Source organism: Nocardia transvalensis NBRC 15921, from assembly GCF_000308875.1.
Classification (GTDB): Bacteria; Actinomycetota; Actinomycetes; order Mycobacteriales; family Mycobacteriaceae; genus Nocardia; species Nocardia transvalensis.
Map to the genome: position 1 here is coordinate 69,223 of NZ_BAGL01000018.1, position 12,335 is coordinate 81,557.

Here is a 12,335-nt window from a genome sequence, read left to right on the forward strand (position 1 = left end):
TCTCAGGGCTCCGCCCGGCCCGCGCGCACCAGGGCCCGGACCGCGTCGGTGATCAGCCCGGCCGGCAGTGACGGATCGATCGCCCGCTGGATGCCAAGCCCCAGGCCCATGCTCAGCACGGTCGTGGCCGCGTCCTCGGCGGGCATCGGCAACCGCAGCCCGGTCGCCGCGGCGAGATTCTGCAGCAGGGCGGCCACGGTGCCGCGGACCAGGGCCAGGCTCGACACCAGCGCCGCCTGCAGCTCCGGATCCTCGCGCGCGACGATCGCGAATTCGAATTCGAGCATGGTCCAGCCGACGTCGCCGAGGGTGCGCTCGGCCCAGCCCTGGAAGCGGGCCAGCCGGTCTTCCAAGTCGCCGCCCACCTCCAGCAACTCGCCGACCTCGGTGAACTTCGTCTCGTGGATATCGGCGAGCACCTCCAGGCACAGCTGGGACTTGGTGCGGAAATTCGAGTAGACCGCGCCCTTGGAGTAGCCGGCGGCCTCGGCCACCCGCTCCAGGCTGGTGCGCGCGTAGCCCTCGGTGAGGAACAGCTCGCGCGCGGTGGCCAGCAGGTCCGCACGGGTGCGGGCCTGACTCTCGGACCGGGTCAGTCGTGCCATGCCCAGCATTCTAGGTACCGCCGGATTCCGAATACCGCCGGTATTTAGATTCTGATATGTTTGCAACTATGGGTAACGGCAATCGGCCACAGCGACGTGGCCTGGCGATCGGGTGCGGTGGCACGCTCGGCGCGGCATGGACCATCGCGGCGCTGGCCGCGGTGCGCGAGGTGCTGGAGTGGGATCCGCGGGAGGCTGATGTGCTGGTCGGCACCTCGGCCGGTGCGGAGCTGGTGACCATGCTCGGCAGCGGGGTCGGCGTCGACGAGCTGACCGCCATGCAGGTCGGCAACGTGACGAATCCGGTGCTGCTGCGGCACCTGCGCGACGCGCCGGGTCGGTTTCCGCCGCTGCCGCGGCCTGCGCCGGGTGCGTTGCGAATGGCCCTGCACGGCAAGCGATCCGAACAGGGACTGCTGACCGCCGGGAGCGGGCTGCTGCCTGTGGGCAGCGGTGACGCGGGCTGGCTGGAGCGGCTGGCGACGGAGCTGAATCCGGGGCGGGCGTGGGTGTCGCATCCGGCGACGTGGCTGGTCGCGATGGATTACGCGACCGGTGAGCGGGTGCCCTTCGGCGCGCCGGGCGCGCCCGTGGTCCCGATCGGCACCGCGTTGCGCGCCTCCTGGGCCGTGCCGGGCTGGTTCCCGCCGGTCGTGGCCGGTGGCCGCCGCTATATCGACGGCGGCGCCGCGTCGACGGCTTCGGTGGATCTTCTTGTGCCGCATGCGCTGGACGAGCTGGTGGTGCTGGCGCCGATGGCGTCGACCGGTCGCATCTCCGCCACCGGGCCGGGGCATTTCCTGGAGCGTCAGCTGCGAAACCGGATGAGCGCCAAGCTCGATGCCGAGATCGCCGCGGTCCGGGCGGCCGGCACCCGGGTCTTGCGCGTGGACGCGACCGCCGACGATCTGGCGGTCATGGGACCGAATTTCATGGACGGCCGCCGCCGGCGCGCCACCTTCGAACACAGCCTGCACCGCACGCGTCGTGCGGTCGAGCAGGGCAGCTTCGCATGAGAGGAAACGGTATGAGCCTCTGGGGCATCGGCTATCCCGCCATCGATCTGCGCGGTGCGCGGGTCCTCGTCACCGGCGCCGGGCGCGGTATCGGCCAGGCCACCGCGGAACTGTTCGCGGGCAAGGGATCCCACGTGACGATCGCGGATGTCGACGTCACCGCGGCGCAGGCCGTCGCGGCGGAACTCGGCGGGCGCGCGGTCGAATTGGATGTGCGCGATCGCGAGCAATGGGACACGGTGATCGCCGATGTCGGCGGTATCGACGTTCTGGTCAACAATGCCGGGGTGATGCCCGCCGGCGCGTTCCTCGACGAGCCGGATGCGGTGGGGCGCACCACGATCGACGTCAACGTGTGGGGCCTCATCCACGGTATGCGAGCCGTGGTGCCGGGTATGGTCGAGCGCCGTCGCGGGCATGTGGTGAACGTGGCCTCGCTGGCGGGGAAGATTCCACTGCCGGGCCTGGCGGTGTACAACGCCAGCAAGTTCGCCGCCGTGGGATTGTCGGCGGCGACCCGGCTGGAGTTCGCCGAGTACGGCGTCAGCGTCAGCTGCGTTTTGCCCTCGGCCGTCCGCACCCGGCTGTCCTCGGGCCTCGCCCTCGGCCACGGCCTGCCCACGGTCGACCCCGAGGACGTGGCCGCCGCCGTCCTGCGCACCTGCCGGACCCGCCGCGCCGAGGTCGCCGTGCCCGGCTACCTGAACCCCGTCGACGTCGCCCTCGCCGCCGCTCCCGAGCCCGCGGTCCGCCTGGTCCGCCGCCTCTTCGGCGGCGACCGAGCCCTCCACCCCGCCGATACCACGACCCGGGCGGCCTACGAGGCTCAGGTCCGCGCGATCACGGAGCCCGACACCCACACCTGACCACCCTGTTTCCGGCACGCTTTTGGCCGGAATCTCGCCTTGTGGATTCCGGCCGAAAGCGTGCCGGAAAATGGAGGAGCGCTGCGGATTTCGGCGTCAGCCGAACTGGATGCCTTGGGCCAGGGGGAGGTCTGCCGAGTAGTTGACGGTGTTGGTGGCTCGGCGCATGTAGGCCTTCCAGGAGTCGGAGCCGGATTCGCGGCCGCCGCCGGTGTGTTTCTCGCCGCCGAAGGCGCCGCCGATCTCGGCGCCGGAGGTGCCGATGTTGACGTTGGCGATGCCGCAGTCGGAGCCGTCGGCGGCGAGGAAGCGTTCGGCCTCGCGCTGGTCGCCGGTGAAGATGGCCGACGAAAGGCCCTGCGGCACTTCGTTGTGCAGCGCGATCGCGGCATCCAGGTCGTGGTAGGTGAGGACGTAGAGAATGGGGGCGAAGGTCTCCTCCCGGACCACCTCGGTCTGCGCGGGCATGCGCACGATCGCGGGGCGCACGTAGTAGGAGTCCTCGCCCGCGAGCATGACTCGCTCCGCGCCGCAGACCAATTCGCCGCCGTCGGCCACGGCACGGGCGATCGCGTCCTGCATCGCCGTGTAGGCGCGGCCGTTGATCAGGGGGCCGACCAGTACGTCGTCGTCGAGCGGGTTCCCCACGCGCAGTTGCTGATACGCCTTTTCGATACTGTTCACCAGCGGCCCGACTACATCGGCGTGCGCGATGACGCGGCGCAGCGTGGTGCACCGCTGCCCGGCGGTGCCCGCGGCGGCGAACACCACACCGCGCGTGGCCAGCTCCAGATCGGCCGACGGCGTGACGATCGCCGCGTTGTTCCCGCCCAGCTCCAGCAGGCAGCGCCCGAACCGGGCCGCCACCCGTGGCGCGACCGTGCGCCCCATCCGCACCGAGCCGGTCGCGCTCACCAGCGCGACCCGCTCGTCGTCGACCAGCCGCTCGCCCACCTCAGCGGCGCCCTGGACCAGCTGGTGGATCTCCGGATCGGCGCCCACGTCCGCCGCGGCCCGGCGCAGCAGCGTATGGCAGGCCAGCGCCGTCAACGGCGTTGTCTCGGAAGGCTTCCAGACCACCGTGTCCCCGCAGACCAGCGCGATCGCGGTATTCCACGACCACACCGCGACCGGGAAGTTGAATGCCGACAGCACCCCTACGACCCCGAGCGGATGCCAGGTCTCCATCAGCCGGTGCCCGGGGCGTTCGGACGGCATCGTGCGCCCGTAGAGCTGGCGCGACAATCCCACCGCGAATTCGCAGATGTCGATCATCTCCTGCACCTCGCCGCGCGCCTCGGCGCCGATCTTCCCGGCCTCCAGCGTGACCAGTTCGCCGAGTTCGGCGATGTGCTCGGTGAGCAACTGTCCCAGCCGGCGCACGACCGCGGCCCGCTGCGGCGCGGGCACCGTGCGCCACGCGCGAAAGGCGTTGGCCGCCTTGCCGATAGCGTCCTCGACCGCGGCGCCCGAACTGGGCCGCAGTGTCGCCAGTTCACCGCCGGTGATGGGCGTGCGCACCGCCAGCGGGCCGGGCTCGGGCACGGCGGCGCCGAGCGCGCCCAGCAGATGGTCGGCGCGGGAGCGCAATTCGCGGGTGTCGGGAGCGGTGAGTGCCGGTGCCATGCAGTACTCCGTAATCGAGGGTGGATTGGTGGGCCTGTTCATCGTCGTGCAGGACCGTGCGCACGGGCCGAATTGCGCGCGCCGCGTGTCCTCCGACGCGCCTGCTCGTGCAACGGTTCCCGCCACGATGTCGGTGTGCTGGGTTAGCCTTCGCTGATGGCGGATGCACCGGCGAGACCTGCTTTGGACGACATCGATCGACTTCTGATCCGGGAGCTGATGGCAGACGGCCGCGCCACTCTCTCCAACCTCGCGGAAAAGGCGAATCTGTCGGTCTCGGCGGTGCAGTCGAGGGTGCGGCGGCTCGAGGCGCGGGGGGTGATCCGCGGCTACACCGCCAAGGTCGATCCGGAAGCGCTCGGTCAGCTGCTATCGGCATACGTGGCGATCACTCCTCTCGACCCGTCGCAACCGGACGACGCACCCGCGCTGCTGCAGCACATCCCCGGCATCGAGGAGTGCCACTCGGTAGCCGGCGAGGAGAGCTACATGCTGCTGGTGCGGGTGGCCTCGCCCCGGCATCTGGAGCAGTTGTTGCAGGAGATCCGCGCGACGGCCAATGTCCGGACCCGAAGCACCATCATCCTGCAGACATTCTATGACAGATGATGCCTGATCGTAATCTTTACGGAGAGTCGTAGCGAAAGCGTAAAAATTTTCGTAACCTCGGAGAGGTGACCCTCGAACTGGAGCGCCCCGAGACGGTTGCCGACGCGACGCCGGTCACCCCCTCCCGGGTGCACGAGATCCTGACCGCGAACATCCTGGCCGACGGTTTCGACCTGGTGCTGGATCTACGCGCCTCGCGCGGCCGTCGCCTGGTCGACGCCCGGGACGGCACGTCCTACCTCGACATGTTCGGCTTCTTCGCCTCCTCGGCGCTGGGTATGAACCACCCGGCGCTGGCCGGCGAGGAATCCTTCCGCGCCGAACTCGCCGCGGCGGCGATCAACAAGCCGAGCAATTCCGACATCTACACCGTCGAGATGGCGCGTTTCGTCGACACTTTCGCGCGGGTGCTCGGCGATCCCGCACTGCCGCACCTGTTCTTCGTCGACGGCGGCGGCCTCGCGGTCGAGAACGCGCTCAAGGCGGCGTTCGACTGGAAGAGCCGGCACAACGAAATGCACGGCCGCCCAGCCGAACTGGGCGCCAGGGTGCTCCACCTCACCGGCGCCTTCCACGGCCGCACCGGGTACACCATGTCGCTGACCAATACCGATCCGGTGAAGGTCGCCCGCTTCCCGAAGTTCGACTGGCCGCGCATCGAGACGCCGTACCTGCGCGCGGGCGCCGATATCGAGGCGGCCGAGGCCCGCGCCCTGTCCCAGGCCCGCGCGGCCTTCGCCGAGCACCCGCACGACATCGCCTGCTTCATCGCCGAACCGATCCAGGGCGAGGGCGGCGACCGGCACATGCGACCGGAATTCCTGCGCGCGATGCGGGAGCTGTGCCACGAGAACGACGCGCTGTTCGTCCTCGACGAGGTGCAGACCGGCGTGGGCGCCACCGGCAGCATGTGGGCCTACCAGCAGCTGGGCCTGTCCCCGGACGTCGTGGCCTTCGGTAAGAAGACCCAGGTGTGCGGGGTCATGGCGGGTGGCCGGGTGGACGAGGTGCCCGACAACGTCTTCGCCGTCAGCTCCCGCCTGAACTCCACCTGGGGCGGAAATCTCACGGATATGGTGCGGGCCCGCCGGATCTTCGAGGTGATCGAGAGCGAGGGCCTGGTCGCCCGCGCCGGCCGGCTCGGCGCGCATCTGCTGGATCGGCTGACCGCGCTGGCGGCCCGGCATCCGGCGATCACCGATCCGCGCGGGCGCGGCCTGCTGTGCGCGGTCACCGTGGAATCGGCCGCGCTGCGCGACACGATCGTCGCCGACGCGTACGAGCGGGAGCGGGTGCTGATCGTCGGCACCGGCGAACGCGGTATCCGGTTCCGCCCGCCGCTCACGGTCACCGCGGACGAGCTGGAAGAGGCCGTGGAGGCGCTGGACCGCGTGCTGAGCTGACGCGCCGCGTGACGCGCCCGTGTGACACGGCGCATGCGCGACATCGCTGATAATTTGCTGCCAAAGCCGGTGCGGCGCTCTATCATTCGCCGCATGCCGTCTTGCCGCCCTGATGTCCGCCCGGGGTGCGGCGCGTGATCGCCCGGCGCGCACGCCTCGGAATCCTCGTCACGATTATCGTACTGGCCGGTTGCTCATCCGGAACGGACGCGGAGAAAGAACAGACCGCGGGGCATTCGCCCGCGGTTGCCACCAGTAGCGGAGATCCGTCGCAGGCGGCGATGAATCTGCTGCCGGGCATGCCGCCGCCGGTCTCGGCGACCGATGTCTACGCGGGAGCGCGGGAACTCAGCCCAGCGGTCGCCGATCATTTGCCGCGCGTCTATGTGCCGAACAGCAAGTCGAATACGGTCACGGTCATCGATCCGGCGACGTTCGAGGTCGTCGACACCTATTCCTCGCAGGGCGCGGAGCCGCAGCACGTGGTGCCGTCCTACGACATGCAGACGCTGTACGCCACCAATGACCTGCCCATCGGTAGCGGGAGCCTGCTGCCGATCGATCCGCGCACGGGACAGCCCGGCGCTCCGCTGCCCGTGCGCGATCCGTACAACATGTACTTCACCCCCGACGGCCGCAACGCGCTCGTCGTCGCCGAGGCGGACAAGTCTGTGGACTTCTACGATCCGCACACCTGGCAGCGGACCGGCGCCATCCCGGTGCCCGACTGCGCCGGCGTCGATCACATGGATTTCACTGCCGACGGACGCCACGCCCTGGCCAGCTGCGAATTCTCCGGGCGCATGGCGGTACTCGACATCGGCGCGGCGCGTCTGGTGAAGATGGTGGACCTGCCGGGCGGCGCGCACGGTATGCCGCAGGACGTGAAACTGTCGCCCGACGGCTCGACCTTCTTCGTCGCCGACATGACGGCCGACGGCATGTACACCCTCGACGCGAAATCCTTCGAGGTCACCGGCCACATCCCCACCGGAAGGGGCGCGCACGGCCTGTACGTCACCCGCGACTCGCGGCAGCTGATCGTCACCAACCGCGGCGAGGGCAGCCTGTCGGTCTGGGATTTCGCGGCGCGACGGCTGGTGCGGAAGTGGGAGATCCCCGGCGGCGGCAGCCCCGACATGGGCAATCTGTCCGTCGACGGGCGGGTGTTCTGGGTGGCCGGGCGGTACAGCGACGAGGTCTACGCCATCGATGTCGCCGAATGGAAACTGCTGGCGCGCATACCCGTCGGGCACGGGCCGCACGGCCTGACCGTCTGGCCGCAACCGGGCCGCTACTCGACCGGGCATACGGGAGTCATGCGCTGAGAAATTTCGAGGCGTGTTTTCGGCTGCCCCGCACCACGTCTCACCTGGGGTTTTCTACTGGCATATAGCCAATAGGCGTACCGGGCGGTAGCCCCTACCAACATTTCCAGTCGGCTTGGCACTCGTTACACTCCGGGGCATGACGAGTGTCCAGCAGCAGCCTACGCCGGGTTCGGCGGGGGCCCCCGATATCCACACCACCGCTGGGAAGCTGGCTGATCTGCGCAATCGGCTGGAAGAGGCGAAGCACCCGATGGGTGAGGCCGCGGTCGACAAGGTCCACGCGAAGGGCAAGCTGACCGCGCGCGAGCGCATCCTGGCACTGCTGGACGAGGGCTCGTTCGTCGAGATGGACGCGCTGGCGCGGCACCGCAGCGTGAATTTCGGTATGGAGAACAACCGCCCGCTCGGCGACGGCGTGGTGACCGGCTACGGCACCATCGACGGCCGCGACGTGTGCATCTTCAGCCAGGACTCCACCGTCTTCGGCGGCAGCCTCGGCGAGGTCTACGGCGAGAAGATCGTCAAGGTCATGGACCTGTCCCTCAAGACCGGCCGCCCGCTGATCGGCATCAACGACGGCGCCGGCGCCCGCATCCAGGAGGGCGTGGTCTCGCTCGGCCTGTACGGCGAGATCTTCCACCGCAACATCCAGGCCTCCGGCGTGATCCCGCAGATCTCGCTGATCATGGGCGCGGCCGCGGGCGGGCACGTGTACTCCCCGGCGCTGACCGACTTCGTCGTCATGGTCGACCAGACCAGCCAGATGTTCATCACCGGGCCGGACGTCATCAAGACCGTCACCGGCGAAGAGGTGACCATGGAGGAGCTGGGCGGCGCCCACACCCACATGGTGAAGGCCGGTACCGCGCACTACGTGGCCTCCGGCGAGCAGGACGCCCTGGACTGGGTCAAGGACCTGCTGAGCTACCTGCCGAGCAACAACCGCGCCGAGGCCCCGCGCTTCCCGGCCAGCGATCCGGTCGACGGGGCGATCGAGGAGTCGCTGACCGAGGAGGACATCGAGCTCGACACCCTCATCCCGGATTCGCCGAACCAGCCCTACGACATGCACGAGGTCATCCGGCGGCTGGTCGACGACGACGAGTTCTTCGAGGTGCAGGCCGAGCGCGCGATGAACATCATCGTCGGCTTCGCCCGCATCGACGGCCGCAGCGTGGGTTTCGTGGCCAACCAGCCCACCCAGTTCGCCGGCTGCCTGGACATCGACGCCTCGGAGAAGGCCGCGCGGTTCGTGCGCACCTGCGACGCGTTCAACATCCCGATCATCACGCTGGTCGACGTGCCGGGCTTCCTGCCGGGTACCGACCAGGAGTTCAACGGCATCATCCGCCGTGGCGCCAAGCTGCTGTACGCCTACGGCGAGGCCACTGTGGGGAAGATCACGGTCATCACCCGCAAGGCCTACGGCGGCGCCTACGACGTCATGGGTTCCAAGCACATGGGCGCCGATGTGAACCTGGCGTGGCCGACCGCGCAGATCGCGGTCATGGGCGCGTCGGGCGCGGTCGGGTTCGTCTACCGCAAGAAGCTGGCGCAGGCCGCCGCCGAGGGCGCCGACGTCGATGCGCTGCGGCTCGAGCTGCAGAACGAGTACGAGGACACCCTCGTGAACCCGTACGTGGCCGCCGAGCGTGGCTATGTCGACGCGGTCATCCCGCCGTCGCACACCCGCGGTCAGATCGTCTCGGCGCTGCGGCTGCTGGAGCGCAAGATGGTCACGCTGCCGCCGAAGAAGCACGGCAACATTCCGCTGTGATCCGACGATATGCGCGGTGTGGGGCGCACACTTGATTGTGAGAAAGAACAGCATGCCGCGCATAACTGCCTCATCCGAGCAAAGATGGTAGGGAATGGTCCTCACACGCGAGGGCCTGAACGAGTACCGTCCGCGGGTCCGGGGACCGGTCCCCGCGGACGCCGGACCCGCGGGGTCCGGCAACTGGACAGGAGGAGCTGGCGCCGTGACGGCTGTAGCTGATGAAGAGGTATTGCGCGCCGCCGAGCTGGATCTGTCGGTCGACGACCTGGTCGCGATCGAGCCGGTGGATTCCCGTACCGACACCGATACCGAATCGAGCACGGGACCGGTCATCCGGATCCTGAAGGGCTCGCCGACCGACGACGAGATCGCCGCCCTGGTGTGCGTGCTGGCCGCCGCCGCGAACTCCGCGGCCGCCCCCGCCCCCGCCGGCCCGGCCGATCAGTGGGGGCGTCCGACGCTGATGCATCGCGGCACCTCGCCCTGCTCCCCGTACGCCTTCCCCTATCTGTCGCACCTGCGCGACTGACGTGACGGAGTTCGTTCTCGGCTCCGCCTCGCCCGCCCGGCTGCAGGTCCTGCGGTCCGCGGGTCTCACGCCCCTCGTCCGCGTCTCGGATGTGGACGAGGACGCGGTGGTCGCGGCGCTGCCGACCGGAACCGCCCCCGACCACGTGGTGACCGCCCTCGCGCGCGCCAAGGCCCACACGGTGGCCGCGGCATTGATCGCCGAGGGCGCCGCGGCCGTCGTGGATTGCGTTGTCGTCGGCTGCGATTCGATGCTGCTGGTGGACGGCGAGTTGCAGGGCAAGCCCCGGACCTCCGAGGTCGCGCGCGAGCGCTGGGCGGTCATGGCCGGGCGCAGCGCCGATCTCCTCACGGGTCACTGCGTGCTGCGGTTGCGCGACGCCGAGGTGGTGGCCGAGGCGGCCGACTGCAGCGGCACCACCGTGCATTTCGCCAAGCCCGAACCCGAGGAACTCGACGCCTACATCGCCACCGGCGAGCCGCTGCAGGTCGCGGGGGCCTTCACCCTCGACGGGCGCGGCGGCTGGTTCGTCGACCGCCTCGAAGGCGATCCGTCGAGCGTGATCGGTATCGGGCTACCGCTGCTGCGTCGACTGCTTGCCGGTGTGGGCCTCGGCATTGCGCAGCTGTGGGTCCGTTCGTAACTGCGGGCCGACCCGGCTGCCCGACGGGGCCGCCAGCCGCGGTTCGACCGTCTCCGCCATATCCGGCAGATCGGCCGGGTCCGGCACCAGCGAACTGGCCAGCGCCTCCAGCCGCGCGACACACATCTCCGGCTCCACGAACGGATGCAGCCGCACGTTGACCGTGTCACGGCCGCCGTTGCGGTCGATCACCTCGCGCATCAGCCCGAGATGGACGCCGCACACCACCTCCGAGTGCGTGCGGGCCAGATCGCGCAGCGGGCAGGCCGTCAGCCGGATCAGCACCTGCTCGTCGGTCTCCGAGGACGGATCCCGCTCGGGCGCGAAGCCGAGTTCCGACATCGTCGTGACGGTGACGTCCCTGGCGTCGGCGAGCGAGGCGATCGGCTCGTCGCCGGTCTCCAGCTTGGCGCCCCACGCCCGGCCCGCGGCCACGGCCGCGTCCGAGCGCCGGCGCGGATCGCTGCCGAGCTGGTCGGCCAGCACCTGTGCCAGGTCCTGATAGCCGACAGATCGCTGCACGGCGGTGTAGCCGATGCGCGGACGGCCGCGCCCGCGTGGCGGCTGCTGGAACTGCCGTACCAGCGACTCGCGCGTCAGCACGTCCAGATGGAACCGGACGGTGGTGACGTGCTGCCCGGTGACTCTCGCGAGTTCTTGGGCATCGAGAGGCTCGCTGGCGCCACGTAGGATCGCGAGCAGGCGCCGTCGTGGCCAAGAATCAGACATAGCTCACCCCTCCTCCCGGGAGACTTTATCGGATGAGGCTGCGACTTAATCGCGCTTCATCCGATCGTGATGTGAAACCGCCTGCTGTAACGCTTCGCACCTACGATCGGTGTGGAACTGCCGACCACCCGTCTACCACGCGTGAAGGACCAAACACAGTGCCCGTCGCCCCGGACCCACATCCATCCCTCGGTTCCCACGCACACTCTCACCGACTAGTAACCACAGAATGGCTGTCGGCAAACATCGGCGCGCCGGGGCTCAAGATAGTGGAGTCCAACGAGGACGTTCTGCTCTACGACATCGGGCACGTACCCGGTGCCATCAAGATCGACTGGCGGGCTGAGCTTACCGACCCGAGGACGCGAGACGTCATAGACGGTGCCCGTTTCGCCGAATTGATGCGAGCGAAGGGTATCGAGCGCGCGGACACGGTGGTGGTCTACGGCGACAAGTCCAACGGGACAGCTGCGGCGACACTGTGGGTGTTCGACCTGTTCGGGCATCCGGACGTGCGCCTGCTCGACGGCGGCCGGGAGGCGTGGATTTCCGAGGAGCGCGACACCACCTTCGAGGTCCCCGATGTCGGGCTGGGCGAATATCCGGAGGCCGAGCGGGACGACCGGCGGACGCGGGCGTTCCTGGACGACGTGCGATCGGGGCTGGGGCGGCCGCTGATCGACGTGCGCGCGGCGGCGGAGTACAGCGGCGAGTGCGACCGCATCACCGACCGGCCGGAGGAGCAGGCCCTGCGCGCCGGGCACATTCCCACGGCGGTGAGCATCCCCTGGACCACGGCAGTCGCCGGCGACGGGCGCTTCCGGACGCGCGCCGACCTGGACCGGGTCTACGCCGATTCCGCCGGCGCCGCCGAGACGATCGTGTACTGCCGGATCGGCGAGCATTCCGCCCACACCTGGTTCGTCCTGACCTATCTGCTGGGCCGCGAGAACGTGCGCAATTACGACGGTTCGTGGACCGAATGGAGCAATGCCGTGCGCACGCCGATCGTCAAGGGGGCTGAACCCGGCGAGGTCGCGGCGCCCCGCTCCGCGATGCCGTCGCCCGAGGTCGTGTAGTGCGCCCTCGCGGTTGACGCCCGGTCCGGCGACAAGGGTTCGCGAGGATAACCCGAGGGCCCGTGGACTACGGCAAGAATTACCGCCTACTGTTCGGTAGCCCCTATCCCGGTTCGGCG

At 69.4% G+C, this 12,335-nt stretch carries 12 protein-coding genes; 9 read left to right on the forward strand and 3 right to left on the reverse strand.

Annotated features, from left to right (window positions below):
- Window positions 1-2: 2 nt before the first annotated feature.
- Window positions 3-605 (reverse strand): TetR/AcrR family transcriptional regulator, encoded by a 603-nt coding sequence (locus tag ON41_RS07345; RefSeq protein WP_040746320.1) that lies wholly within the window; start codon window positions 603-605, stop codon window positions 3-5.
- A gap of 68 nt (window positions 606-673) precedes the next feature.
- Between ON41_RS07345 and ON41_RS07350 the strand changes: the two genes are divergently transcribed.
- Both ON41_RS07350 and ON41_RS07355 read left to right on the forward strand, forming a co-directional pair.
- Window positions 674-1,621, forward strand: coding sequence for a patatin-like phospholipase family protein (locus ON41_RS07350; RefSeq protein ID WP_040746262.1), 948 nt, complete (start codon window positions 674-676; stop codon window positions 1,619-1,621).
- A gap of 11 nt (window positions 1,622-1,632) precedes the next feature.
- A complete protein-coding gene (locus ON41_RS07355; protein ID WP_040746264.1) occupies window positions 1,633-2,487 on the forward strand; it encodes an SDR family oxidoreductase in 855 nt (284 codons plus the stop codon).
- A gap of 96 nt (window positions 2,488-2,583) precedes the next feature.
- On the opposite strand, the gene amaB is transcribed toward ON41_RS07355, so the two are convergent.
- The gene (gene amaB / locus ON41_RS07360) at window positions 2,584-4,113 is read right to left on the reverse strand and encodes an L-piperidine-6-carboxylate dehydrogenase (protein WP_040746265.1); all 1,530 of its coding nucleotides are present in this window, start codon (window positions 4,111-4,113) and stop codon (window positions 2,584-2,586) included.
- 156 nt (window positions 4,114-4,269) lie between these two features.
- Here amaB and ON41_RS07365 point away from each other — a divergent pair, with 156 nt between their 5' ends.
- The 6 genes from ON41_RS07365 to ON41_RS07390 all read left to right on the forward strand — a co-directional run bounded on the left by ON41_RS07365 (window position 4,270) and on the right by ON41_RS07390 (window position 10,408).
- Window positions 4,270-4,722: an Lrp/AsnC family transcriptional regulator gene (locus tag ON41_RS07365; protein ID WP_040746268.1), complete on the forward strand. Its 453-nt coding sequence runs from the start codon at window positions 4,270-4,272 to the stop codon at window positions 4,720-4,722.
- A 65-nt stretch (window positions 4,723-4,787) separates the two neighbouring features.
- Window positions 4,788-6,125 (forward strand): L-lysine 6-transaminase, encoded by a 1,338-nt coding sequence (lat, locus tag ON41_RS07370; RefSeq protein WP_083905195.1) that lies wholly within the window; start codon window positions 4,788-4,790, stop codon window positions 6,123-6,125.
- A 281-nt stretch (window positions 6,126-6,406) separates the two neighbouring features.
- Window positions 6,407-7,453, forward strand: a complete 1,047-nt coding sequence (locus ON41_RS07375) for a YVTN family beta-propeller repeat protein (protein ID WP_221332877.1) — start codon at window positions 6,407-6,409, stop codon at window positions 7,451-7,453.
- Between the two features lie 139 nt (window positions 7,454-7,592).
- Entirely contained in the window at window positions 7,593-9,233 is a 1,641-nt protein-coding gene (locus tag ON41_RS07380) for an acyl-CoA carboxylase subunit beta (protein WP_040746270.1), read from the forward strand.
- A 205-nt stretch (window positions 9,234-9,438) separates the two neighbouring features.
- Window positions 9,439-9,765, forward strand: a complete 327-nt coding sequence (locus ON41_RS07385) for an acyl-CoA carboxylase epsilon subunit (RefSeq protein ID WP_040746272.1) — start codon at window positions 9,439-9,441, stop codon at window positions 9,763-9,765.
- Window position 9,766: 1 nt separating this feature from the next.
- Complete coding sequence (locus tag ON41_RS07390) at window positions 9,767-10,408, forward strand: Maf family protein (protein ID WP_040746274.1); 642 nt, start codon at window positions 9,767-9,769, stop codon at window positions 10,406-10,408.
- On the opposite strand, the gene ON41_RS07395 is transcribed toward ON41_RS07390, so the two are convergent.
- A complete protein-coding gene (locus tag ON41_RS07395; protein WP_040746276.1) occupies window positions 10,340-11,137 on the reverse strand; it encodes a helix-turn-helix transcriptional regulator in 798 nt (265 codons plus the stop codon). The two genes, ON41_RS07390 and ON41_RS07395, sit on opposite strands and share 69 nt — an antisense overlap.
- A 158-nt stretch (window positions 11,138-11,295) precedes the next feature.
- Between ON41_RS07395 and ON41_RS07400 the strand changes: the two genes are divergently transcribed.
- Window positions 11,296-12,216, forward strand: coding sequence for a sulfurtransferase (locus tag ON41_RS07400; RefSeq protein WP_040746278.1), 921 nt, complete (start codon window positions 11,296-11,298; stop codon window positions 12,214-12,216).
- The last annotated feature ends 119 nt before the right edge of the window (window positions 12,217-12,335 follow it).

Bases quoted from the DNA above. Each gene is read 5' to 3' on its own strand.
- amaB (WP_040746265.1), bottom strand. From the start codon at position 4,113: ATGGCACCGGCACTCACCGCTCCCGACACCCGCGAATTGCGCTCCCGC.
- ON41_RS07395 (WP_040746276.1), bottom strand. From the start codon at position 11,137: ATGTCTGATTCTTGGCCACGACGGCGCCTGCTCGCGATCCTACGTGGC.
- ON41_RS07365 (WP_040746268.1), top strand. From the start codon at position 4,270: ATGGCGGATGCACCGGCGAGACCTGCTTTGGACGACATCGATCGACTT.
- ON41_RS07350 (WP_040746262.1), top strand. From the start codon at position 674: ATGGGTAACGGCAATCGGCCACAGCGACGTGGCCTGGCGATCGGGTGC.
- ON41_RS07345 (WP_040746320.1), bottom strand. From the start codon at position 605: ATGGCACGACTGACCCGGTCCGAGAGTCAGGCCCGCACCCGTGCGGAC.
- ON41_RS07355 (WP_040746264.1), top strand. From the start codon at position 1,633: ATGAGCCTCTGGGGCATCGGCTATCCCGCCATCGATCTGCGCGGTGCG.
- ON41_RS07380 (WP_040746270.1), top strand. From the start codon at position 7,593: ATGACGAGTGTCCAGCAGCAGCCTACGCCGGGTTCGGCGGGGGCCCCC.
- ON41_RS07375 (WP_221332877.1), top strand. From the start codon at position 6,407: ATGAATCTGCTGCCGGGCATGCCGCCGCCGGTCTCGGCGACCGATGTC.